Annotated in this window: 21 protein-coding genes and 1 tRNA gene; 6 read left to right on the top strand and 16 right to left on the bottom strand. The window is 37.1% G+C overall.

Going from position 1 to position 23,809, the window contains the following annotated elements; genetic code table 11:
* Positions 1 to 16 precede the first annotated feature (16 nt).
* The 8 genes from PEDSA_RS16710 to PEDSA_RS16670 all read right to left on the bottom strand — a co-directional run bounded on the left by PEDSA_RS16710 (position 17) and on the right by PEDSA_RS16670 (position 10,339).
* Positions 17 to 3,535 (bottom strand): SusC/RagA family TonB-linked outer membrane protein, encoded by a 3,519-nt coding sequence (locus PEDSA_RS16710; RefSeq protein ID WP_148233548.1) that lies wholly within the window; start codon positions 3,533 to 3,535, stop codon positions 17 to 19.
* A gap of 192 nt (positions 3,536 to 3,727) precedes the next feature.
* Entirely contained in the window at positions 3,728 to 4,912 is a 1,185-nt protein-coding gene (locus PEDSA_RS16705; RefSeq protein ID WP_013634341.1) for a FecR family protein, read from the bottom strand.
* A gap of 92 nt (positions 4,913 to 5,004) precedes the next feature.
* Positions 5,005 to 5,604 (bottom strand): RNA polymerase sigma-70 factor, encoded by a 600-nt coding sequence (locus PEDSA_RS16700; protein ID WP_013634340.1) that lies wholly within the window; start codon positions 5,602 to 5,604, stop codon positions 5,005 to 5,007.
* 168 nt (positions 5,605 to 5,772) lie between these two features.
* The gene (locus PEDSA_RS16695; RefSeq protein WP_013634339.1) at positions 5,773 to 6,777 is read right to left on the bottom strand and encodes a glycoside hydrolase family 18 protein; all 1,005 of its coding nucleotides are present in this window, start codon (positions 6,775 to 6,777) and stop codon (positions 5,773 to 5,775) included.
* Between the two features lie 185 nt (positions 6,778 to 6,962).
* The gene (locus tag PEDSA_RS20600; RefSeq protein WP_041537130.1) at positions 6,963 to 7,190 is read right to left on the bottom strand and encodes an outer membrane beta-barrel protein; all 228 of its coding nucleotides are present in this window, start codon (positions 7,188 to 7,190) and stop codon (positions 6,963 to 6,965) included.
* A gap of 389 nt (positions 7,191 to 7,579) precedes the next feature.
* Positions 7,580 to 7,653 (bottom strand) — tRNA-Asp (locus tag PEDSA_RS16680).
* A gap of 101 nt (positions 7,654 to 7,754) precedes the next feature.
* On the bottom strand, positions 7,755 to 8,768 hold the full coding sequence (locus tag PEDSA_RS16675) for a Gfo/Idh/MocA family oxidoreductase (protein ID WP_013634338.1): 1,014 nt from the start codon (positions 8,766 to 8,768) through the stop codon (positions 7,755 to 7,757).
* A gap of 14 nt (positions 8,769 to 8,782) precedes the next feature.
* Positions 8,783 to 10,339: a glycoside hydrolase family 10 protein gene (locus PEDSA_RS16670; RefSeq protein WP_245546780.1), complete on the bottom strand. Its 1,557-nt coding sequence runs from the start codon at positions 10,337 to 10,339 to the stop codon at positions 8,783 to 8,785.
* Positions 10,340 to 10,567: 228 nt separating this feature from the next.
* On the opposite strand from PEDSA_RS16670, the gene PEDSA_RS16665 reads away from it, so the two are divergent.
* Positions 10,568 to 11,470, top strand: coding sequence for a hypothetical protein (locus PEDSA_RS16665; protein WP_013634336.1), 903 nt, complete (start codon positions 10,568 to 10,570; stop codon positions 11,468 to 11,470).
* A gap of 45 nt (positions 11,471 to 11,515) precedes the next feature.
* Here the strand turns inward: PEDSA_RS16665 and mfd are convergent, their stop codons facing one another.
* Positions 11,516 to 14,866, bottom strand: coding sequence for a transcription-repair coupling factor (mfd, locus tag PEDSA_RS16660; RefSeq protein ID WP_013634335.1), 3,351 nt, complete (start codon positions 14,864 to 14,866; stop codon positions 11,516 to 11,518).
* Positions 14,867 to 15,062: 196 nt separating this feature from the next.
* On the opposite strand from mfd, the gene PEDSA_RS16655 reads away from it, so the two are divergent.
* Genes PEDSA_RS16655 through PEDSA_RS16635 form a run of 5 tightly spaced genes read left to right on the top strand, consistent with a single transcriptional unit; the run spans position 15,063 to position 17,974 of the window.
* A complete protein-coding gene (locus tag PEDSA_RS16655) occupies positions 15,063 to 15,461 on the top strand; it encodes a DUF4199 domain-containing protein (RefSeq protein ID WP_013634334.1) in 399 nt (132 codons plus the stop codon).
* Positions 15,461 to 15,739: a DUF2752 domain-containing protein gene (locus PEDSA_RS16650; RefSeq protein ID WP_013634333.1), complete on the top strand. Its 279-nt coding sequence runs from the start codon at positions 15,461 to 15,463 to the stop codon at positions 15,737 to 15,739. The genes PEDSA_RS16655 and PEDSA_RS16650 overlap by 1 nt, the downstream gene beginning before the upstream one ends.
* A 3-nt stretch (positions 15,740 to 15,742) precedes the next feature.
* Complete coding sequence (locus tag PEDSA_RS16645; protein WP_013634332.1) at positions 15,743 to 16,093, top strand: TM2 domain-containing protein; 351 nt, start codon at positions 15,743 to 15,745, stop codon at positions 16,091 to 16,093.
* A 34-nt stretch (positions 16,094 to 16,127) separates the two neighbouring features.
* Positions 16,128 to 17,225, top strand: a complete 1,098-nt coding sequence (locus PEDSA_RS16640; protein ID WP_013634331.1) for a Nif3-like dinuclear metal center hexameric protein — start codon at positions 16,128 to 16,130, stop codon at positions 17,223 to 17,225.
* On the top strand, positions 17,225 to 17,974 hold the full coding sequence (locus PEDSA_RS16635) for a zinc ribbon domain-containing protein (RefSeq protein ID WP_013634330.1): 750 nt from the start codon (positions 17,225 to 17,227) through the stop codon (positions 17,972 to 17,974). The genes PEDSA_RS16640 and PEDSA_RS16635 overlap by 1 nt, the downstream gene beginning before the upstream one ends.
* Before the next feature lie 73 nt (positions 17,975 to 18,047).
* Here PEDSA_RS16635 and rpiB read toward each other — a convergent pair whose 3' ends face one another.
* The 7 genes from rpiB to rpmF form a co-directional block, all read right to left on the bottom strand.
* Complete coding sequence (gene rpiB / locus PEDSA_RS16630; RefSeq protein WP_013634329.1) at positions 18,048 to 18,497, bottom strand: ribose 5-phosphate isomerase B; 450 nt, start codon at positions 18,495 to 18,497, stop codon at positions 18,048 to 18,050.
* 17 nt (positions 18,498 to 18,514) lie between these two features.
* Positions 18,515 to 19,387 carry a twin-arginine translocase subunit TatC gene (tatC, locus tag PEDSA_RS16625; protein ID WP_013634328.1) on the bottom strand — a complete coding sequence of 291 codons (873 nt, stop codon included), beginning with the start codon at positions 19,385 to 19,387 and terminating at the stop codon, positions 18,515 to 18,517.
* 121 nt (positions 19,388 to 19,508) lie between these two features.
* Positions 19,509 to 20,849: an acetyl-CoA carboxylase biotin carboxylase subunit gene (accC, locus tag PEDSA_RS16620; protein WP_013634327.1), complete on the bottom strand. Its 1,341-nt coding sequence runs from the start codon at positions 20,847 to 20,849 to the stop codon at positions 19,509 to 19,511.
* A gap of 78 nt (positions 20,850 to 20,927) precedes the next feature.
* The gene (gene accB, locus PEDSA_RS16615; protein ID WP_013634326.1) at positions 20,928 to 21,413 is read right to left on the bottom strand and encodes an acetyl-CoA carboxylase biotin carboxyl carrier protein; all 486 of its coding nucleotides are present in this window, start codon (positions 21,411 to 21,413) and stop codon (positions 20,928 to 20,930) included.
* Between the two features lie 60 nt (positions 21,414 to 21,473).
* Positions 21,474 to 22,478, bottom strand: coding sequence for a beta-ketoacyl-ACP synthase III (locus tag PEDSA_RS16610; RefSeq protein WP_013634325.1), 1,005 nt, complete (start codon positions 22,476 to 22,478; stop codon positions 21,474 to 21,476).
* Between the two features lie 15 nt (positions 22,479 to 22,493).
* Entirely contained in the window at positions 22,494 to 23,432 is a 939-nt protein-coding gene (plsX, locus tag PEDSA_RS16605) for a phosphate acyltransferase PlsX (protein WP_013634324.1), read from the bottom strand.
* 172 nt (positions 23,433 to 23,604) lie between these two features.
* Complete coding sequence (rpmF, locus tag PEDSA_RS16600) at positions 23,605 to 23,796, bottom strand: 50S ribosomal protein L32 (RefSeq protein ID WP_013634323.1); 192 nt, start codon at positions 23,794 to 23,796, stop codon at positions 23,605 to 23,607.
* Between the last annotated feature and the right edge of the window lie 13 nt (positions 23,797 to 23,809).

The following is a 23,809-nucleotide window of genomic DNA, read 5'->3' as shown; positions in this document are numbered from 1 at the left end:
CTTTTAGATAATTCGGTTAGAAATTAACATTTAATCCCACGTTGTACGTTCTGGTTAATGGATAGCCTATGTATCCCAGATTTTCAGGATCTCCCCAGATTTTATTAGGAGACCAGGTGTACAAATTATTTCCATTAACGTAAACACGGGCAGATCTTAACCCTACTCTTTTCAGAAAATCTGGTTTTACAGTATAGCCTACCTCCAGATTCTTCAAACGCATGTATGAAGTATTTTTAAGAAAGTAGCTATTATTTGCTCCCGCATGGTCGTAAGCTGCCAAAGGAAAATCAATACGCTCACCATTATTGTAACGTTCTAACGTAAAACGATTCAAGTCGACTTCAAATAAAGATTCCTGCTTGTTAAAGTGTCTTTGCCCCATGGCAAATTTCGCTACACCACCAACTCCCTGAAAAAGTGTAGAAAAATCAAATCCCTTATAATTGAAACCGAAAGAAAAACCAAAAGCAACCTTAGGAATAGTTGTATTTCCTATTCTTATAAAATCCTTTTCATTTACAATACCGTCCTCATTAACATCTTTCAAGCGTACTTCTCCAGGTTGTACAGCTACGCCACCATATCCTAAATCTTTTTGGTAAACAGGTTGTCCGGCTGCATTTTGATAAGGTTGTCCGTTTTTGTTTAATGCCCGCACAGGTTCTGATAAAATGGGGTCCCCGTTGCCATCAATTTTATATAAATCCGACCACGAGGTATATAAGCCCTCAGCCTGTAAGTAAAGCCCTTGGCCAATTGGCCTACCCGTGGTTGCCTGATATTCTAAACCATCTGCAATAGCTTCATCCTGAAAAACAATTTTGTTGTGGTTTGTAGAGAAATTACCTTTCACCCAATATCCTACACTACCTTTGCTATCTCTAAAGCTTACTTCCAGTTCATTACCCCAGTTTTTAACCTGTCCCAGGTTATAAGGAGGCAAAGTTGCCTGAACAATAGCCGGCACAGTCCCTCTGTAAGATAAAATGTCTATCCTTTTCTCATGGAAATAATCATATGTAAATGACAACTTATCTTTAAACAGGTGTAACTCGAATCCGATATTAGATTTTGTGGCCGTTTCCCAGGTAACGTTAGGATTACCTAAAGTCCCTTCCTGAGCTCCCTGCAATGTGTTTTTATCATTTAAAGTCCCAAAGGTGTAGCCCATGTAAGAGTAGCCCGAGCCTCCGTAAGCCCAAACATCAGGAAGATACAGATATCTGGCCCCCCCAATGTTATCATTCCCCACTTTCCCTCTTGATCCCCTAATCTTCAAATAACTTATATAATCATTTTTTGGAAAAAAGTCTTCATTCGAAGCCACCCATCCTAAAGAATATGCAGGTAAGAATCCAAATCTTTTACCTTCCGGAAAATTTTCAGATCCGTTATATCCCATATTAAACTCTCCCAGATAACGTCCTTTATAACCATAGGTAAAGCGGCTGGCCATTCCCAAATAAGATTTTGGAAGATGATATGCCAGATACGGATTAAACAACTTCTCCATATTATAAAGTAATAATCCTGTTATATTGTGACCACCAAAGGTTCTACCGTAATTAAGCGCAAACTCGCCATACACCTTACGCCATTTACCATTGTACCAAGGCGACCATCTCTCTGCAGGTGTTACCTCCTTCAATTGTGAGAAAATAGGGTCCAAATTATCTCCATTTGGATTGCGGCTTATACCATAGTAAATAGGAGAAAATTTACCGCCGGATCTGCTAGAGAAATAGCTGTCATACGCTCCTCTTGCATTAATAGAAAGCCCCTTAGTAATAAAATCCAGTTTATGCGACAAACGCACAGAAGAATTCAATGTACTGTTATCTGTCAGATTATAATTATTACTATTAGCTATTTCATAAAGCGGGTTTAAAGCAGTATTTGGATTTGAATAAGGCACAACAAATTTTCCATCAATTATACCTGGTGAAGAAAGCGGAGTTGACCATAAAATTCTTTTCTCCCAGGCATATCCGTCATTATCCATTCCGCTGATATTCACGAATTGGGTTCCAACATCAACCGATATCCTGAAGTTTTTATTAACGTCAAAATCAAAATTCCCTCTCAGGTTATAACGCCTTTTCCTAAAATCCATCTCCTTGGAAAAAGGCATGTAGTCTGTATTAAACAGCCCTCCTTGCGTCAAATATCCGAGAGACACAAAGTATTTAAGCGCTTCTGTTCCTCCGGTAATATTTGCGTTAATTTGGCTTTGAGGGGCAAAATCTTTAAAGATTTGGTCTGTCCAGTTAACGTCAGGGTGGAAGTATGGATCATAATAAGGATTTCTCTGTCCATTTTCTAACGTTGGAGTATGAGCATTTTTATAATACAGCATCTCCTGAGGACTGTAATATAATGAAGCTTCCTTAATCCAATTTGCCTCTCTTTTCACTAAAAAGTCGTTCCATGTTGTTATATCAGCATCTCTTGCATGATTGATCCAATAAGTCTGGAAGCTTTTTTCATTTTGAAGCATTGCATACTCATAAGAGTTCACAAAAGTTGGTTTTTTGGTAAATTCCGAAATTGCGGTCTGTGCAGATGCAGTGATTTTCGGAGCACCTTCTTTACCTCGTTTTGTGGTAATTAAGATTACACCATTAGCTCCCCTTACACCGTAAACAGCAGTTGCCGACGCATCTTTTAAGATACTGATTGTTTCAATTTCATTAGGGTCGATTTCATTGTAGCTTTCCCTGGCTACACCATCTACCATAATTAAAGGACTTGTCTGGTCTGTATATGTACCTACCCCACGAACATATAAAGTAGTTGCATCTGTTCCCGGCTTACCATTTTGCTGAATTGCTGTAAGACCAGAAAGTCTTCCAGCTAAAGCATTACTGATATTCGCTACCGGAGACTGCACCAATTCTTTTGAAGAAACCGTTGATATGGCCGCTGTTACCGATTCCTTTTTCTGCTGCCCGTAAGCAACCACAACAACCTCTTCAACATTGATTACATGGCTCTTCATCACGACGGCAATTTCTGCCCGCCCGTTTAAAGAAATCTCTTGTGGCTCCATCCCTATAAAAGAGAATGACAGCACCGCATTTGGCGGTACATTAGCCAGCGTAAAATTACCGTTTACATCGGAGAGTACACCTACGGATGTCCCTTTAATTGAAACAGAAACGCCTGGCAATTCCTCTCCCCTGTCATCTTTTACTTTTCCTCTTACCGTTCGATTTTGTAAAATAGAAAACTTATTACTTCTCCCTTTTATCACCACGGTCTGGCTTTCGTTAAAGAGAATTTCAAACTTGTCTTCGTCAAAAATTTTATCGAGTACTTTTTTAAGGTCCTCATTTTTGACCTGTAAGGTCACCGGATCTAATTTTTCTAAAATAGCGCCGTTAGCTATAAAGCTATAACCCGTTTGTTTCGTTATGTTGTACAGTACGTCCTTTACCGATGTCTTTTTCACATCGATACTAACCCTCTGAGCAAATCCAGCTGCAGAAGCCTGTAAAAAAGCAACTGTTAAAAGTATAACAGTAAGTTTCATAGCAATAAAGTATTTTTTAAGACAGCAGGTATGCGTCCGGTATAATCTTGCCGAATATTTTTTATACATTTGATTTGGGTTAAATAAATTTTTTCGTACTTAATAAGGTTTGTTTCGCCCTTTGCAATTCAAAGAATTGTTATGTTCAGGGGTGCGCTAACACTCCTGAATTTTTTATAATTGCTTTTTGGTTTAGTAATTGGCTATTACCATAATCCTCCTTCCTTCTTTTAAATTTTCAGTTTTAAATTTCACAGAACCGGTTAGTTCTATATTTTTAAGTAAATTGGTTAAAGTATTTTTACGTAAATAATTACCAGAGAATCTTACATTATTTACATTTCCCTGAAAAGAAAAATCCACATCATACCATCTCGACAGTTTCTTTGCTATACTTACAATAGATTCATTATTGAATACGAAAAGACCATCCTTCCAATCCAGAAATTCTAAAATATTTACGTTCTGCACATCTATCTGACTGGCGAAAGGCTGTACGACCGATTGCTCTCCCGGTTTTAGGATAACAGACGTTTTTTCGCCTCTCTGATCTTGCTTATCTACCCTGACTTTCCCCTCAACTAAAGTTGTTTTTGTTTCGGTATCGTAAGTATTAATATTAAAATGAGTACCCAACACCTTAACCTGTTGCCCTCTGCTTTGTACTATAAAAGGTTGATCTTTAGATTTCGCAACTTCGAAATAAGCTTCACCTTCCAACTCTACGTTCCTTACTTTTCCTTGAAACTTAAAGGGATATTTAAGTTTACTTTCCGCATTCAACCAAACCTTCGTCCCATCAGAAAGTGTAATCTGGTACTCTCCGCCTTTTGGCGTATTCAAAACTAGATAAGTAGAAGAATTATCTCCTTTTTTTCCTTCTATAATATTTGCTCCGTTAACGTAGGAAATACCTGCATCGGAAACTTTTATCCCGGATTTTTCTTCACTTAGGTCGATGCTTTCTCCATTCCCTAAGGTTAAAAATGCTTTATTTCCTCCAGGCAAAATTTCCTGTTCCAGACTTAATTTTTCAGATAAATCGCTTTTGTAAGATTTTTTCAAGAACAAAATGGTCACAATACTCACCAGTATAATCGAAGCAGCTACAGTTAGCGTTTTGAAATATTCACCAAACCATCTAATTCCTTTTCTCCTTTTCAAAATATCATCGAAAATTTCCTTTGCCTTATAATCTTCCAACCCAACCAACTGATTCTCATCCAAAGCATTCCAGGTATCGTCCAATGCGCGGTTAAAATCATCGCCATAAGCAAAATCAGACAAATATTCTTTTAACTCCTGATGTTCTTCAGGGAGCAAATTTCCATTTAAATAGCGCTGATATAAATAACTTATGCGTTGATCTTTTTCCATTACAAAAAACCGATTGGGTAAGACGTATTACTGCCTTTTCATAGATAAGACCCACAAGTTCTACAATAGGAGTATTGTTATTGACGCCTTTTTTAAAAAAAACTTTTCAATAGTATAAGTATCAGAACAGTACCTGTATATTTTATTAGGTTAGACCGCATAAAACGCAATGCATGTTGCATGTGCGTTTTTACGGTAAGTTTCGAAATAGCCATTTTTTCTGCTACTTCTTCATATTTAAGTCCCTCTTCCTTACAAAGTATATATACTTTTTGCTGCTGCGACGGCATTTTACTTAAAACCTCACGATAGCGACCATCAATCTCTTTAAAAAAAATCTGCTCCTCTATATCCGATAATTGGCGGCCCATCTGTGTATTTACAATTCTTTCAGCAGCATTTTCTTCGACAATCAGTCTTCGAAGCACTTTTAGAGAATAATTCCTCGTCGCAATCCGTAGATAAGCTTCGAGATTATTGATTTGTGCAGGTTGAGAGTGCTGCCACAACCTTAAAAAAATTTCGTGTACCACATCCTCGGCTCTTTCTTCGTGTTTGAGCACTTTAAGAGCAAAAGTATATATTTTACGTTGATACCTATTATAAAGAACTTCAAATGCTAATTCATTCCTTTCAGAAATAAATTTCAAAAGTTCCTCATCACTTAATGCAACAAAAACATCTTTGGTCATCTTAATTCACAACAACATCCTAACTCAAACCTTTAAAACAACGAAAGAATTTCCCGTTGTAAAATAAAGATCAAGACAAAGGATTTTAGGTTTCAAATTGGACTGTCTTCGTTTACAAACATATTGCTTTCTATAAAAAACACAATAAAGAACACCACTACAATACCACTACAGGAGTCCTTTTTTTACTTTTTTAGCTAAAACGGCATCATTAGTATCACCGGCATAATCCCAGTACATTCCCCCTAGAAGGCCCATTTTCTTAATAAACTCGGTTTTGTAGGCGATAGATTCTGAATCTTCATAGGTACAAACGAAATTTCCTGCCGAATCTACCAAATAAGGAACTTTCGAAACCTCGTCCCACTTACGTTCATATCCTTTCAGCTCCAGAATATTCCTATAATTAGTAAACCCGCCAATTTCTTTATTCCCTCTCCCATAAAACGGGATTCCCATAACCAACTTATCATACGGAACACCCGCATTAAAATGTTTTAAAATTGCTTCTTCAACCGATAAGCCCTTAGTAAATTCAGAACGGTAGAGCCCTGCATGATGGAATGGCGGCGTAGCCATATCGTAAGTCATCACATTTACAAAATCTATATAAGGGTTTATACCTTTAAAATCAATAAATTCTGCACTTGCCGCAGTTGCCAAAGTCAATAGTTTTTTTTTGCCTATCTCCTCTCTGATATCTCTCATCAAAAGCGTGAAATTATAGTAATCTGCGGGAGAAGCTGAGATGCCTGCCGCATTAGATGTGGGATACTCCCAGTCTATGTCTATACCATCCAAATCAAACTCTTTTACTTTTGCAGAACAATCTTTAGCAAAGCTTTTTCTTAATGTATCGCTGGCAGCCATTTCGCTAAAGTTTCCACTTCCCCATCCTCCAATTGACAATAAAACTTTCAGCTTAGGATTTTTAGTTCGCAAGGTTACAACCTCTCTAAGCCTCGACTCGTTACTTACTCTCACTCCTTTAAAGTCCTGGCTAACATGCCCAAACGCATAATTGATATGTGTCATTAAAAAGGGATCTGGCTTTACACTGCTCCACGATGTAACATATGCTACAATTACTTTCGGTTTCTCTTTTGACTCTACAGATTTAAACGAAAAAAAGGCCAATAAGACAAAGCTTAGATTAAGTAATTTCTCTTTCATTAATATCAGGTTTATTATAAAGAACCCTTAAGGTAAATAAAGGAGTAGCCAAATAGAAAGATAAATTGCAGAGAGCTTATTTTCTCAACCTGATTAATCTTTCGATTCGCTTACTTATCGACGGATGTCCTATAAAAATCAACCGTAAAGAGCAATAAAACTTTTCCATAAACTCATAACGATATTTACAACGTATTTTCAAATGTGAGTTCTTTTTTCCTTTTCACTATCCCAAAATTGTAACTCATTCCGAGGTAGGCAATCCGCGAATTACCACGAGTATATATATCTTGGATTAAACCAACACTGGTTAACTCCGCTTTCTGACGTTGACTTTCAAAAACATCTGATACAGTAAAATAAATCGACCCTTTCCTTTTAAACAGATCTCGCCTTGCACCAAAGTTAAGCACAAAACTCGGCAAATACTTCCCTTGTGGAGTCAGTCTGGCTTTTTTGAAATAAAAATACACTAAGCACTGCAAAAGACCAGCCGCCAGCCGATTTAATCAAAGCTCCACGCAAACCAGCTAGTCCATCTCTAATCAGGACCAACAAAAACGACCGCTGAACGGAAAGAAGGTAAAAACCGATAAAGCAGAACCACCTCATCAGAATGCTTGAACGCAAAGACCAAATGCCTAAGAACTCAATTAAGGAGAGTAAAAAATGTCGAATGCCTTATGTTCAGGGTTATCAAGATATATTCTTCAATTTTATCCCCCCAATAATTTTGATCCCTTAATGACACAAACAAATTAGTTATAAACGAAAAAAGGTTAACCTAAGTTAACCTTTTTTGCGGTCTGGACGGGACTCGAACCCGCGACCCCATGCGTGACAGGCATGTATTCTAACCAGCTGAACTACCAGACCTTTTTCCCATTCCTTGCGATTGGGAGTGCAAATATAAACATTTGTTTCTATTTACAATACTATTTTTGATTTTTAAATTTACCTAACTCAAAACCAGGTATTTATTTTTCTAAAAGCTCTAATTGGCTTAATATATCACTCTGTTTGACAAAATATTCCGTATCTCTTCTGATCGTGTTGTATACTTCATCAAACAACATCATATAGTTACCTTTTCCAGCAGGTATTTCTTCTATTTTTTTCTCTCCAACTTCAGTCATATAAACCAATCTCCCTTCACAATTTTCATTCTCGATGCCATATATAGTGTCTGTTGGCAACATTCCTGCCAGTAGCTGTGTTTCCTGTATATCCGTTCGATGTTTTGTAAAAGTTCCTCTAGTACCGTAAATACTATAGGCTGGCGGTTCGTCTGCAACCAACATATTAGTGGTTACATATACGTTTGGCCCACTTTTATATTTAAGATGTAAGTTGGCATAGTCATCAACAACAGATCCTGTTCTATTGCAGCTGTAAACTTTTTCAAAATCCGATGGTGCACCGAATAGAGAAATCGCCTGATCTATGATATGTGCACCTAAATCGTAGAGAACGCCGGATCCAGGAACTGCTTCTTCTTTAAAAAGTTTATAGCTTATCTCATTTCTATATCTGTCGAAACGAAAATGAGCTTCTACAATCTTGCCCAGCTTTCCGCTTTCCAAAATTTCTTTTACAGACAAGAAATCGCTGTCAAACCTACGATTCTGATAAGCCAGAACTTTTAGATTTTTTCTATATGCCAGAGCAAAAAGTTCTTCCGCTTCTTTTCTCAATACTGCAACAGGTTTCTCTATTAAGACATGTTTACCGGCATTAAGCGCTTCTTTCGCATACTGATAATGCGTAAAATTCGGGGTATTAACTACAACTAATTCAATAGATTCATCTGCCAGTAAATCTTCGTAGTTCCTAATGTGTGCAACATTCGGGTAATCATTAATAGCATCGCTCTTACTTCTCTCAACTATAGCAGATAATTCAAATCCATCATGAGCATTAAGAAATGGCGCATGAAAAATTCTCCCTGACATACCATATGCCAAAAGACCTGTTTTAATTGGTTCCATCATCAAAAACTAAATTATTACAATTTCCCTATACTAGCTTTTTCCTCTACCAGAATAGTTACCGGAATTGAATACTCACTTTCATTTTTCATTCTATCAATAGCAGTAACTACGTAAGTATAGCTATTTCCCGGCCGAATATCTTTATCTTCCCAGGATGTAATATCTCCATAATATATATTCTTTATCGCGGAAGCTTTTTCAGTATTTACAGTATCACCATTTTCAAAACGGTAAACCACATAACCATATGTAGGTTCTTTATCTTTAGCCTCCAATGGCTGTTTCCAGGATAGTACAATACTTTTGCCAGTATTTGCTGCTAACAGATTTTGAGGATTATACGGAGCTATAGAATCTACCCATAACATCACCGGAGGCAATGAAGGATATTTATAATAATTATTAGCTAGGGAATCTGATACCCCCAATCTATTAGTGGTTAACGATTTTGAACTAAAATAGATACTACCCTGTACTCTTGTATTTTGTCTGTTGTAAATTATCTGATTTGGAATTTGCTTAGGGTCTTTCCATGCATAATCCTTTGGATCGTTAATTCGATATGCCCCATGTCCGATATAGAGGTGTCGTCCGTATGCATTCTCGCTCCACCAATCAACTAATTTGGCGTATGGCGCTGGGCTTGATTCGAAAGACCAATAAATTTGTGGATTAATGTAATCTACCCAACCTTCTTTTGCCCATTTCCTTGAGTCAGCATAGAGTCCGTGGTAAGAGTCTCCACCGTTGGTTTCAGACCCTTCTATACTTTGTCTTTTATTCTGCCAGATTCCAAATGGGCTTATTCCAAATTTCACATAGTTTTTGTAATGTTTGATACTATCTGAAACCATTTTAATTAAACGGTCTACATTGTTCCTTCTCCAATCTGCAATTGAGGTTATATTTTCGTAGTTATAATTTCTGAAACTTGCCGCGTCGTTAATAACTTGTCCCTTAATCCCATAAGGATAAAAGTAATCGTCAAAATGCACACCATCTATATCATAATTCTTAACTACATTTAAAATAACCTGTGTGATATATTCTCTGACATCTGGTATTCCCGGATCAAAAAGTTTCTTCCCTCCATAAGAGAAAAACCACTCCGGCTTTTGTTTGGTAATATGCGTTGGGTGAATAGCTGAAACAGCATCAAAAGTTGCTCTGTACGGATTAAACCATGCATGTAATTCTATACCTCTTTTATGGCATTCTTCTATTGCAAAAGCAAGGGGATCAAAAGTTTCATTTGGTGCTTTTCCCTGTGCTCCAGTCAACCATTGAGACCATGGCTCGCCAGACTTAGCATATAAAGCATCTGCCGCGGGACGAATTTGAAAAATAACCGCATTTATGCCTTGTCTTTTATGCTCGTCTAAAATGGAAATTAAATCTTTCTTTTGCTTATCTACTTCCCAAACACCTTTGGTTGGCCAATCTATATTAGCGACCGTTGCTACCCATACTCCTCTAAATTCCCGTTTTGGCGCATCGACTTCTTGTCCTTTTAAATTAACTCCTATCAACAACAATAAGCCAAGCGCTAATAGCCTCATTTTTAATCTCATTTATAAACTTTTAAAATCGTGTAAAGATAATGAAACAATGAACGTTAAAAAATAAAACAAAGTGTGTCACAATTTAAGGACAACAAAATGCGTTAATTCATTTGCGTTCTAACTTATTTTTATAATTTCGAATAAGAAAACACACTTTTTACAGATATGGAATAATATTTGCTAATAAAAATGTCATAAAAAATCTAAACATACATATACTCTCTTACAGAATATAAAATGGAAAATCAGGAACAAAAAAAGAAAGATACCAATAAAATTTACTTCTTAATAGCAGTGATAGTAGCTTTATTAGGTACAAACGCCTATCTTTTCTTTCAAAAAAACAAGTCGGATAAAAGAATTGTAACTGTCAGCGATGAGAGGACTGCTTTACAGGCTGAACTAGAAAAATTAGAAACCGAACTTGAACAAGCTTCAACAACAACGTCTCAGTTATCAGATGATTTAAAAGCCAAGGACGAGGAATTGAAAGCTAAAATTGCACAGCTCAGAATCGCATTAAATAAGGGGCAGCTCACAACGGGTGAATTAAAAAAAGCAAAGGAGGATATTAAACAGCTTAGATATTTTGTTACAAAATACACTGATGATATTGAGGTCCTACAGCAAAAAAATGCATCATTAACTACGGAAAGGGACAGCTTGAAGGCGACCATATCTAATGTAAATCGTGTTGCAGAAAATTTATCTAAAACAAATGATTCTCTTTCTACCAAAGTTAAAGAAGGAGCTGCGCTTAAAACCAGCTCGGTAGAGATTGGCACTTTCAGAGTTCGCTCTAACGGCAAAGAAACGCAGGTTAGTAAAGCAAGCACCGCACAAAAGATAAAAGTTGCATTTACTATTAACCCAAATCCTTTGGCTTTTAAAGGTATGCATGATGTTTATATGCGCGTTATGGATCCAGCAGGGAATTTAATTATTGGTGAGGGTGGAATGTTCGCTGCTAACAACCAGGAGTATCAATACACTTATAAAACTGCCGTAGAATACAACGGTGAAGCCAGATCTTATGTTATAGATTGGGCCAACAGAGCTGCTTTTGAAAGCGGAACCTATACCGTAATACTTTATGCCGACGGGGGGACTTTAGGAAGAGGTACTTTCTCCCTGAAATAAACAAGAACTCATAAAAAGCCGCTAAAGGGATTTTAGCGGCTTTTTTTATATCACAACAGGATTTTTCATCTGCTCTAAAACAAAAATAGCTTCCTCAATATTTTTCACATCCTCGACGGCAATTCTTAAACTATTTTTTACTTCTTTAAGATTTACTTTTCTTGAATTATATTGCGCGTATTGCAAAATATTACCAAATAACTCCGACTCGAAATATTTAGACTGTTTATCGGAGACAAAATACCCTCTTAAGACAGATTTTTTCCAGCTTATTTTTTCAAGTCCAATATCTTTACCCAACCACTGCAATTCGACTGTTCTTAACAAATCCCAAACCTGCTTTGGTAAAGCACCAAATCGGTCTTCCAGCTTTTGAGCAAAAGTGGTTAAAGCTTCCTTATTCTCAATCTTAGACAGCTCGGTATATAAATTATAACGTTCTTGAATATTGGTAACATATTCGTCCGGAATTAATAATTCCATATCAGTTTCGATCTGCGTAGCACTCACAAATGGTCTTGGTTTTTCGTCTGCAAATAGTCCTTTAAATTCTTCGTCTTTCAGCTCCTGAATTGCTTCGTCTAAGATTTTATGGTACATATCGAAACCTATTTCTGCAATAAATCCACTTTGTTCTGCTCCCAACAAATTTCCGCTACCTCTGATATCCAGATCTCGCATCGCTACATTAAATCCACTGCCCAAATCAGAAAACTCTTCTATCGCACTTAAACGCTTTCTCGCCTCCGGTGTAAGCGTAGATAAAGGAGGGCTCAATAAGTAGCAAAATGCTTTTTTATTGGAACGCCCCACACGCCCTCTCATTTGATGCAAATCACTTAAACCAAACATATGGGCATGATTGATAAGAATTGTATTGGCATTTGGCACATCCAAGCCTGCTTCTATAATTGTAGTTGCCACCAGAACATCATACTTTCCTTCTATAAAATCAAGCATGATATCTTCCAGTTTATCTCCTTCCAATTGGCCATGGGCAATAGCTATTCTGGCTTTAGGCACCAATTTCTGAATCAAGCCCCCTAATTGTCTTAAATCTGCTACACGATTGTGTATGAAGAAAACCTGCCCTTCTCTATCCAGTTCAAATTCTACCGCTTCTTTTATCAGTTTTTCATTGAATACGTGAAGTTCTGTATCCACTGGTTGCCTGTTTGGCGGAGGCGTTTGGATAATAGATAAGTCCCTCGCTCCCATTAGTGAGAAATGCAAAGTTCTTGGAATTGGTGTTGCAGTAAGCGTCAGCGTATCTACATTTGCGCGAAACTGTTTTAATTTCTCTTTTACGCTTACTCCAAATTTCTGCTCTTCATCTATGATCAATAAACCCAGATCTTTAAACTTAACATCTTTCGCTACCAGCCGATGTGTACCTATCAGTATTTCTACTTTGCCCTCTTTTAACGCTTCTAATGTACCTTTAACCTGCTTGGTTGTCTTAAACCTATTAATATAATCTATCCGCACAGGAAAGTCTTTCAAACGCTCTGAAAACGTTTTATAATGTTGCATAGCCAAAATGGTTGTAGGCACCAAAATGGCCACCTGCTTACCCTCCGTTGCCGCCTTAAAAGCAGCCCTTATTGCAACTTCTGTTTTACCAAATCCAACATCTCCACAAACCAGCCTGTCCATGGGATGTTCTGACTCCATATCTTTTTTCACATCGGCTGTTGCTTTTTCCTGGTCTGGGGTGTCTTCGTAAATAAAGGATGCTTCTAATTCATTTTGAAGATAGGTATCGGGCGAGAAAGCAAATCCGACCTGAGATTTACGTACGGCATAAAGCTTAATCAGATCACGGGCAATGTCTTTAACTTTTTTTTTTGTCGTTTTCTTCAACTTGTCCCAAGCCTCTGTTCCGAGCTTATTCATCTTCGGAGTATGGCCATCTTTACCTGAGTATTTGGAAATTCGGTTTAATGAGTTGATGTTGACATATAGTAAATCGTTATCTGCATAAATCAGACGGATCATTTCCTGCTCTTTGCCATTTACCTCCACTTTCTCGAGCCCTCCATATTTCCCTACACCATGATCTATATGTGTGATAAAATCACCTGGTTTTAAATCCCTAAGCTCTTTTAGTGTTATCGCCTGAGATTTGGTATAACCACGGCGAAGTTTATATTTATAATACCGATCGAAAATCTGGTGATCTGTATAACATGCTATCTTTTGTTCGTAATCGATAAATCCTTCTCTGATAGAAACATGTAAAGGCACAAATCTCAAATCTCTATCTATATCGCCCAGGATAGAAAAAATGCGCTCTTGCTGTTTTCCGGAATCTGTAAGGATATAATTCTTTACACCTGCCTTTTCATTCTCTTTCAGGTTATGTACAAGCAGATTAAAGTCTTTATTGAATGAAGGCTGTGGTTTGGAATCAAACGTAATACTTTTGGTTTCGGAATAAAAGAATTGCTTCCCGAACTCGACAACCTGAAAGTCTCTCAGCTGATCTGAAAAGAGCTTTTCGTCTACAAAGGCATATTTAGGATCTATCCATTCCGGATTTTTCTCTTTATCTGCAACAGACAACGCTCGCCAAAGTTCAGTAGCTTTTTTATACCCAGATTTAACGATATCCATCGAGAACTGAATATCTTTAAACCAGATTACAGAATCCTGATCTATAAATTCAAGTAGCGAGATATTACTTTCTGTTAAAAATTTGGACTGTACGTTTGGAACTACAGTAACTGTCTTTACCTGTTCTACTGAAAGCTGGCTTTCTATCTCGAAAGTTCGGATAGATTCTATATGGTCTCCGAAGAACTCTATCCGGTAAGGCAATTCGTTAGAAAAAGAAAATATATCAACTATACCTCCTCTAATAGAAAACTGTCCCGGTTCGTATACAAAATCTGTACGCTCGAAATCATATTCAATCAGGAACTCGTTAATAAAGTCTATGCTTAACTTATTATTGATGGTTATTTCCAGAGTATTTTTCTCTAAAGCAGATCTGTCGATTACCTTTTCTGCTACAGCTTCCGGATAAGTTACTATAAGTTTTCCATATTCGGTAGCATGACTTAGTTCGTTAAGCACCTCTGCCCGCAATAATACATTGGAAGAGTCTACCTGCGTAAAATCGGCAGATTTCCTATACGATGACGGAAAAAGCAATATTTCCTTTTCTGTGAGATTTTCCAGGTCTGATAAAAAGAAATTAGCTTCCTCTCTGTCCGGAAGTACAAAAACTACGCTTCTATGATTTAGAAAATAACTTGTAGCAGCAACAAAGGCGTCTTGAGATCCTATAAGTCCTTTTAAATGTATTCTAGATTTCGGAAGATTTAACTCTTTTATAAGTTCGCCAACCCGCACATCTTCCTTATAGCTATTTAAGATATCTTTAATATTCACGATAAAATCCTTATTACAAATATAGTTATAAAAGACTTAAAGTCTGAAAGACCGAAGTTCGGATGTCTAAATAACTCAGCTTTTTGCACTTTATTGCAGAAGGGCAATCGATGATGAATGAACTGCTAAACCATTATTTATGGCATTAATTGTGTAACTATTTTTGAATAAAACAATCTAACTAAAACAATAAAATATGAAAAATGCATTGAAATACGGGCTTTTATTAGCGTTGCTTTCTGGCTTATGGATTTTGGTTATGCACTTATTGGGTTTTACGCCTGATTATTATAAAAACAGCTGGATAGAATTGACTTCTATTCCTATCCCTTTTATCGGACTGTATTTTGGAATCAGAGCTTTTAGGCATGAACATGGCCATTTGATATCATTTTTTGAATGTCTTGTAGAAGGCTTTAAAATATTGGTAATTGGAGCTGTTATAAGCGGAGCTATAAGCTTTTTATATCTCACAAAATTTTCGGAGTTGAATACTACAGATTATATGCAACGCATATTTGGGGGCTTAATTATTGGAATCATTGCCAATTTAGCGAGTTCACTTTTGTTAATGACAACACCTAAACATCTTTAATGAACAAAAAGATACCTCTGGAACTTATTTTCTTTTCGGTAGCGCTGGTACTTCTATATTTTCTGGATGCTTCGCAACAACACGAGTCTTTATGCCCTCTAAATAGGCTGGGATTTAGCTTTTGCCCGGGTTGTGGCCTCGGGCGCTCCATACATTTTTTTATGCATGGCGAGTTTAATAAGTCTTTCCAATTTCATCCTTTAGGTTTTTTCGCATTTTTTGTAATAACATACCGGATTTATAGTCTAACCAGAAAAACATTCATTAATAAAATTTAGGTTATGATAAACGATAATTTTTTCTACCTGGCAAATGTAACCGATCAGGAATTGGTTTTCTTAAGAGAAATCACAAAAGACATGACGGAAGAACAGAGAAAAGGCTTTTCCGTTGTTTATAATGGAAAAAGGAGGGATCCTCAACATATTTTATTGTTTACTCTTTTAGGTTTCTTTGGTGCTTCCGGAATACAGCGCTTCTTAACCAATCAGATTGGATTGGGGATTCTGTATTTTCTAACTGTAGGGCTTTGCTTTATCGGAACAATTGTAGACCTGATAAACTATAAAAGCATTGCAAACGAATACAATTATAAAATGGCATTGGAGAGCGCCAGATTCATATCTCTTTAATACTTATCCCAAAAGCTTTCCGTATTTTTGTTAAATGAGGATAAAAGATTTAACAAATTATCTCGAAGAAATTGCTCCGCTGTCTTATCAGGAATCTTATGATAATGCGGGGCTTATTGTTGGCGATCCTAACAAAGAAATATCCAGTGCTTTAATTTGTTTGGATTGTATAGAATCTGTTGTAGACGAAGCGATTGCGAATGGTATCGACTTAATCATCGCCCATCATCCTATTGTTTTTAAAGGATTGAAAAAGATAAATGGGAAAGATTATGTAGAAAGAGTGATTATCAAGGCTATAAAACACGATATCTCCATTTATGCAATTCACACAAATTTAGATCACGTTAGTGTAGGTGTAAGTAAAAGGATTTGCGACAAACTTGGTTTGGTAAATACTCAGGTCCTGGCGCCGAAAGACAATTTATTAAAAAAACTGGTGACCTTTGTACCACAAAGTCATAAAGAACAGGTGAAAGATGCTATCTTTCTAGCCGGAGCAGGAAAAATTGGAAATTATAGCGAATGCAGTTTTGAAGTAAACGGACAAGGGAACTTTAAAGCAAATGAGAATGCAGAGCCTTTTGTAGGCGAGAAGAATAAGCGCCATACCGAGAATGAAACAAGAGTAGAATTCATATATCCTGCTGCTTTAGAAAAAGCAATTATAAGTGCGCTGTTCAAAAGCCATCCCTACGAAGAGATTGCTTATGACATATATGCTTTAAGCATCTCCTATTCGGAAGTTGGAGCTGGTATGATTGGAGAATTGACTGAACCAATGGATGAAACCGATGTCTTAAATTTGATTAAATCAAACATGAAAGCTGACGTAGTCAGGCATACTGCACTATTAGGAAAAAAAATACGGAAAGTGGCGGTTTGTGGCGGTGCCGGAAGTTTTCTATTGAAACAGGCAATTGGCTCTGGTGCAGATATTTTTGTATCTGCAGATTTTAAATATCATGAGTTTTTTGATGCCAACGGAAAAATAATCATTGCAGACATTGGACATTTTGAAAGTGAACAATTTACACAAGATTTGTTATTGGAAATAATTCAAAAAAAATTTCCTAACTTTGCCCTCCGTTTAACTGTACAGAATACGAACCCAATAAAATATTTGTCCTAATGGAACAAACCGTAGAACAAAAGCTTGAAGCTTTATACGAACTGCAAACAATTCATACAAAGATTGACAGAATTCGCCAAACAAGAGGTGAACTTCCTATGGAGGTTGCTGATTTAGAAGACGAAGTTGCTGGTCTTGAAACTCGTATACAAAAAATCAAAAACGAATTGGATGATTTAGAAGATTCAATCGTTAATCGTAAAAATATGATCAAAGATTCACAAGCTTTGATTAAGAAATACGAAGGTCAGCAAGACAACGTTAAAAACAACCGCGAATTCGATGCTCTTTCAAAAGAAATTGAAATTCAAGGTTTAGAAATTCAGGTTTGCGAAAAGAAAATCAGAGAGCATGAATATGAGATAAGAACAAAATCTGATATTTATGAAAAAGCTGTTCAAAATCTTGAAGAAAGAAAAGGTGATTTAGCTGCTAAAAAGGTTGAGCTGGAGACGATCACATCTGAAACTCAAAAAGAAGAAGAAGTTCTTGTAGCTGACGCCGAAAAATACAACGAGAAAATTGAGGAAAGATTATTGACTGCTTATAACCGCTTGAGAAAAAATTACAAAAACGGTTTGGCTGTGGTTACAATCGAAAGAGATTCTTGTTCAGGATGTTTTAACAAAATCCCCCCTCAAAGACAATCTGATATCCGTCAACGTAAAAAAATCATTGTTTGTGAGCATTGCGGACGTATTTTAGTTGATGAAACGATGGCTGAAGATATAAAATCTCACATAGGATAATAGTATTCCTTTAAGCATAAAAAAGGGCTGAAAAATTAATTTCAGCCCTTTTTCTTTTCCATAAGACCGAAGCTTAACAGCTACAAGCTATCTTTCCGACCCTATTAGCATGTCTTCCACCTTCAAAGGGAGTTTCGAGGAAAGCGTCTACTATCTCCATAGCTGTTTCCTGAGAAATAAAACGCTCTGGTATACAAAGAATATTTGCATTGTTATGCGATTTCGCCAAAACCGCCAATTGTTTTTCCCAGCAAATTGCGGCTCTGATTCCCTGATGTTTGTTTGCCGTTATTGCTACACCATTCGCACTTCCACAGATTAATATTCCCAAATCAAATTCTCCGTTTTCAACTGCAGAAGCTACCGGATGAGCAAAATCCGGATAGTCTACAGAATCTTTGGAATGTGTACCAAAATCCTTTACCTCTGATATCTCTTCTTTACCCTGCAAATAAGGGATAAGGATTTGCTTGTAATCAAATCCTGCATGGTCAGCCCCTATTGCTATTTTAATTTTTTCCATGATATATAGATATAATATTAGTTAGAATAAAACTCTTGTTCTTCTTTTTCCTTTTTCTTCTGTACATTTTTCGAAACTCCTATACTCAATTCATACAGCATAAACAAAGGAAAACTAACCGTTAACATTGTTAAAATGTCTGGTGTTGGTGTGACGATTGCTGCTGTTATTAGAATCAGAACAATAGCATAACGACGTTTCTCCCTCATAAACTGAGGAGTCATAATGCCAAGCTTTGATAAAATGTAAATGATTATTGGTAGCTCAAAAACTACGCCGGTTCCCAATGTCAATGTTGCTACTGTTGACAGATAGGAATCTACAGTTATTGTATTTTCTATAACGTTAGATACAGTGTAATTGGAGAGAAAATTGACAGACAAAGGCGCCACCAAAAAGTAACCAAAGGCAATACCCAGAATAAACAACAATGTTGCATAAAGCACAAAGCCACTTGCCGATTGTCTTTCATTATCATGTAATGCAGGTTTAACAAATCTCCATAACTCCCATAGCAAATATGGAAAGCCCAGGACAACACCTGTTAGCAATGAGGAATTGAGCTGCAGAGTGAACTGTCCGGCCAATTCAGTATTGATAATTTTACCTGGAATTTCCTTTATACAAAAGTCCGGCCCCATATCGAAATATGAACCAATTTTACACATCATTCTATAGGTCCAGAAATCTGGCTTCTTCGGCCCCATAATAATGGTATCAAAAATAAAATCGTAAAAAACAAAGGACAGGATAGTAAAAATAATAATAGCGACTGCCGAGCGGAGTAAATGCCATCTTAATATCTCAAGATGATCAAAAAAAGACATTTCTGCCTCTAAGTTTTTTCCCTTTTGTTTAATTGCGTCGACAAGACTTTTCTTCTCTTTCATTTATAAAAATTATCTCTAATTGAGCCACTTATACAATAATAGATTTACTCCATTTATCTTCAAACAAAAATACCATTCTATTTAAATAGAATGGTATTTTAAGAATAATTAGTTTCAAAAACTATTCAGATAAGTCGAAGCTTTCCATAAACTTGGTGGTAAAATTACCAGCTCTGAAGTTAGGATCCTTCATTAACCTTAAATGAAACGGTATAGTTGTTTTAATTCCCTCAATCACAAACTCACTCAACGCTCTCTCCATTGTACTGATAGCTTCTTCCCTGGTTTGTGCAACACAGATTAGTTTAGCAATCATAGAATCGTAATTAGGCGGGATAGTATAACCTGCGTAAACATGAGTGTCTACCCTTACCCCATGTCCACCCGGTGAGTGGAAATGTGTAATTTTACCTGGAGAAGGTCTAAAGTTATTGAAAGGATCTTCCGCATTGATACGACACTCGATAGCATGCATATTAGGCGTATAAGATTTTCCCGAAATAGGGATACCAGCCGCAACTTTAATTTGTTCTTTAATCAGGTCAAAATTAATAACCTCTTCTGTTACCGGGTGCTCTACCTGGATACGCGTATTCATCTCCATGAAATAGAAATTGCGATGCTTATCCACCAGGAACTCTATAGTTCCCGCTCCTTCATATTTAACAGCCACAGCTCCTTTAATAGCAGCTTCTCCCATTCGTTGTCTTAGTTCATCAGTCATAAAAGGAGAAGGTGCTTCTTCTACTAATTTTTGGTGACGACGCTGGATGGAACAATCTCTTTCTGATAAATGGCAGGCTGTCCCGAATTGGTCACCTATAACCTGGATTTCGATATGTCTTGGGTCTTCGATATATTTCTCCATATAAAGACCATCGTTGCCAAACGCTGCTCCAGATTCCTGACGGGCACTGTCCCATGCATTTTCAAAATCTTCGTCTTTCCAAACCACACGCATACCACGCCCACCACCTCCGGCAGTTGCTTTCAGGATAATTGGATACCCTATTTTATTTGCTAATTCAATACCTTCTTTAACGCTTGTCAAAAGCCCTTCTGAACCCGGTATTGTTGGAACTCCAGCTATTTTCATTGTCGCTTTCGCTGAAGCTTTATCGCCCATCGCATTAATTTGATCAGCAGTAGCTCCTATAAATTTGATTCCATATTCCTGACAGATTGCGGAAAACTTCGCATTCTCAGACAAGAATCCATATCCTGGGTGAATAGCATCTGCATTAGTCACTTCCGCAGCAGAAATAATATTTGGGATATTCAAATAAGAATCTCTACTTGGCGGAGGTCCAATACAAACGGCTTCATCTGCAAATCTTACATGTAAACTATCTCTATCGGCGGTAGAATACACCGCAACAGTTTTAATCCCCATCTCTTTACATGTACGTATAATACGTAACGCAATTTCGCCCCTGTTTGCAATTAATATTTTCTTAAACATAAATCTTTAAAAATAGTAACAACAATAGCCAACCAGTCAACCTCTGAAAATTGACAATTTGATTGGCAAATTGATTGATTAGATTGGTTCTACCAAGAATAAAGGTTGATCGTACTCAACTGGTTGAGCATTATCCACCAAAACTTTTACTATTCTTCCTGATACTTCTGATTCGATTTCGTTGAAAAGTTTCATTGCCTCTACGATACAAAGCACTTTTCCAGCAGAAATCTCATCACCAACGTTTACAAAAGATGGCTTATCCGGAGAAGATGAACGGTAAAAAGTACCAATCATTGGAGATTTGATAGTAATATAGTTGTTATTGTCTGTCGCAGGCTGAGCTGCAGCAGCAGGTGCTTGCGGAGCAGAAACTGGCGCAACAGGTGCCGTTGCTGGTACCGAAGCTTGAATAACTTGAGGTGCCGGAGCTGCTACGTAAGTAGGCTCCTGGTTTGTTTTTATAGTAATCTTAAAATCCTCTTCTTCAATTGAGACTTCATTCACTCCCGATTTAGCTACAAACTTAATCAGATCTTGAATTTGTTTGATGTCCATTCCCATTGGTTGTGGTATTATATTAAATGTTAAAAAAAAGCTAATATAGTAATTATCTAATTATCGTTATGATTTGTTACCGTCGTAAGCCCACTTAAGGTAAACGGAACCCCAGGTAAAACCTCCACCGAAAGCCGCTAAAATAAGGTTATCTCCTTTTTTCAGTTTGCTTTCCCAGTCCCACAAGCATAACGGAATAGTACCGTTTGTTGTATTACCGTACTTCTCAATATTAATTGCCACTTTTTCGGGGCCTATTCCCATTCTGTTTGCAGTTGCGTCTATAATTCTTTTATTGGCCTGATGCGGAATTAACCACTTTATATCGTCAGCTGTAAGATTATTTTTTTCCATAATCTCTGCTGCAACATTTGCCATATTGGTAACTGCAAATTTAAACACGGTTTGGCCTTCCTGAAATGCGTAGTGAAGCTTTTGGTCCACCGTCTCGTGAGTTGCCGGATGTAATGAACCTCCTCCACGGATATTCAAATAGTCCTTGCCTCCACCATCACTTTTAAGGATCGCATCTTGTATTCCAAGACCTTCCTCGTTTGGTTCTAACAATGCGCAACCGCAACCGTCACCAAATAAAATACAAGTAGCCCTGTCTTCATAATTAATTACACGAGACATTGTGTCGCCACCTACTACCAACACTTTTTTGTGATGACCGGATTCTATAAACTGAGCACCTGTTGTAAGTCCATAAATAAAACCAGAACACGCCGCTTGTAAATCATATCCCCAAGCATTTTTTGCACCCACCTTGTCTGCAAGAATATTTGCTGTTGCCGGAAATAACATATCCGGTGTGGATGTACAGAAAATTATTAAATCTATCTCTTCCGCAGATATTCCTCTTTTTTTAAGCAAGCCTTCTACTGCAGGAACAGCCAAATCAGAAGTCGCCTGCGTAACATCTTTTAATATCCGTCTTTCCTTAATTCCTGTACGGGACACAATCCACTCATCATTGGTTTCAACCATTTTCTCTAACTCGTGATTGGTTAAAACGTAATCTGGAACATAACCATGTACTGCTGTAATAGCAGCATGAATTTTATTCATAAAAATCTCTTAAGATTAATTAAAAGCAGCTTTAAATTTCTCAATAAGATTGGTTTCCACCATATCTCTCGACATTAAAACCATATTTTTTATCGCTTTTGGCGAAGAAACCCCGTGTCCGATTACAGCCGGAGCGTTAATTCCCAATATTGGGCTACCTCCGATTTCCTCGTAATTCAAGCGATCGAAAAATTCGTCTTTAAAACCTTTTTTGCGTGTGATTACATAAAATGATTCTGCCAATTTCAGCATAACATTTCCAGTAAAACCATCGCAAACAATTACATCTGCTGTATTATTAAAAAGGTCTCTACCTTCTATATTTCCAATAAAATTAATCAGGCTGGTTTCTTTCATCATGGTATAAGCGGCCTGAGCCAGCAAATTACCTTTTTCTTCTTCTTCGCCTATATTCATTAACCCAACCTTGCCATTTTTAACACCATATATGTGCTCTATATATAGACTTCCCAGAATTCCAAATTGCAATAGATTATCTGGTTTACAATCTGCATTTGCACCAACATCAAGCAAAATACCGTAGCCACCTGCAAGTTGCGGGGCTATCGAGGCAATAGCCGGTCTAATAACTCCCGGAATTGCTTTTACACTGAACATTGATCCAACAAGCATTGCTCCAGTATTTCCTGCAGATGCAAAGGAATCCAGATCTCCTGTTTTTAACAATTGGAAACCTACAGATATACTGGAATTTGGTTTCTGAACGATGGCCTTTGTCGGGTGTTCGCCCATACCTATTACTTCTGTAGTATGTATATATTCGAAATGATCTGGGTTGAAGTTTTGGTCTTGTAGAATAGGAATAATTTGGTCTTTATCTCCTACGAGAACCAGGTGTTGGTTATTTTTTAGTTGAGAGTGAGCTTCTATAGCACCTAGTACGGTAGCTTTAGGAGCATAATCACCTCCCATAATATCTAAGCCAATTTTCATCAAGTGATTCGTTTTTTCGTTAAAATGTTTGCTTTTAATGCGCTTAAAATCGACAAACAAATAGTCGTGATTAAAGAACCCATGTGTTTAACACATGGGTTCTACTTATATCAATGCTTTTAAAAGACAACGGAAAACAGTAATTAGTTCCCCAGCTTAGAAAAAACTAAACTTATGCTATAGCTGTGTTTTCAATGATAAGTTTCCCTTTGTAGTAAAGGTTACCATCAACGTTATAAGCTCTGTGTGGTAAATGTACCGCACCGGTTTCTTTGCAAACCCATAAAGCTGGAGCTTCCGCTTTATAATGAGTTCTTCTCTTATCTCTTCTCGCTTTTGATGTTTTGCGCTTTGGATGTGCCATTTTTTCCTATTTT

The organism is Pseudopedobacter saltans DSM 12145 (assembly GCF_000190735.1).
Taxonomy (GTDB): domain Bacteria; phylum Bacteroidota; class Bacteroidia; order Sphingobacteriales; family Sphingobacteriaceae; genus Pseudopedobacter; species Pseudopedobacter saltans.
Note: the sequence above shows the minus strand (reverse complement) of the source record. Positions and strands in the feature narration are given on the sequence as shown.

Coding starts and splice junctions, on each gene's coding strand:
- PEDSA_RS16670 (WP_245546780.1), bottom strand. CDS start 10,339: ATGAGATTAAAAATGAGGCTATTAGCGCTTGGCTTATTGTTGTTGATA.
- PEDSA_RS16695 (WP_013634339.1), bottom strand. CDS start 6,777: ATGAAAGAGAAATTACTTAATCTAAGCTTTGTCTTATTGGCCTTTTTT.
- rpmF (WP_013634323.1), bottom strand. CDS start 23,796: ATGGCACATCCAAAGCGCAAAACATCAAAAGCGAGAAGAGATAAGAGA.
- accB (WP_013634326.1), bottom strand. CDS start 21,413: ATGGGAATGGACATCAAACAAATTCAAGATCTGATTAAGTTTGTAGCT.
- PEDSA_RS16710 (WP_148233548.1), bottom strand. CDS start 3,535: ATGAAACTTACTGTTATACTTTTAACAGTTGCTTTTTTACAGGCTTCT.
- plsX (WP_013634324.1), bottom strand. CDS start 23,432: ATGAAAATTGGCTTAGATATTATGGGAGGTGATTATGCTCCTAAAGCT.
- PEDSA_RS16700 (WP_013634340.1), bottom strand. CDS start 5,604: ATGACCAAAGATGTTTTTGTTGCATTAAGTGATGAGGAACTTTTGAAA.
- PEDSA_RS16675 (WP_013634338.1), bottom strand. CDS start 8,768: ATGATGGAACCAATTAAAACAGGTCTTTTGGCATATGGTATGTCAGGG.
- PEDSA_RS16705 (WP_013634341.1), bottom strand. CDS start 4,912: ATGGAAAAAGATCAACGCATAAGTTATTTATATCAGCGCTATTTAAAT.
- PEDSA_RS16640 (WP_013634331.1), top strand. CDS start 16,128: ATGAGGATAAAAGATTTAACAAATTATCTCGAAGAAATTGCTCCGCTG.
- PEDSA_RS16635 (WP_013634330.1), top strand. CDS start 17,225: ATGGAACAAACCGTAGAACAAAAGCTTGAAGCTTTATACGAACTGCAA.
- accC (WP_013634327.1), bottom strand. CDS start 20,849: ATGTTTAAGAAAATATTAATTGCAAACAGGGGCGAAATTGCGTTACGT.
- PEDSA_RS16645 (WP_013634332.1), top strand. CDS start 15,743: ATGATAAACGATAATTTTTTCTACCTGGCAAATGTAACCGATCAGGAA.
- PEDSA_RS16650 (WP_013634333.1), top strand. CDS start 15,461: ATGAACAAAAAGATACCTCTGGAACTTATTTTCTTTTCGGTAGCGCTG.
- PEDSA_RS16610 (WP_013634325.1), bottom strand. CDS start 22,478: ATGAATAAAATTCATGCTGCTATTACAGCAGTACATGGTTATGTTCCA.
- PEDSA_RS16655 (WP_013634334.1), top strand. CDS start 15,063: ATGAAAAATGCATTGAAATACGGGCTTTTATTAGCGTTGCTTTCTGGC.
- PEDSA_RS16665 (WP_013634336.1), top strand. CDS start 10,568: ATGGAAAATCAGGAACAAAAAAAGAAAGATACCAATAAAATTTACTTC.
- tatC (WP_013634328.1), bottom strand. CDS start 19,387: ATGAAAGAGAAGAAAAGTCTTGTCGACGCAATTAAACAAAAGGGAAAA.
- rpiB (WP_013634329.1), bottom strand. CDS start 18,497: ATGGAAAAAATTAAAATAGCAATAGGGGCTGACCATGCAGGATTTGAT.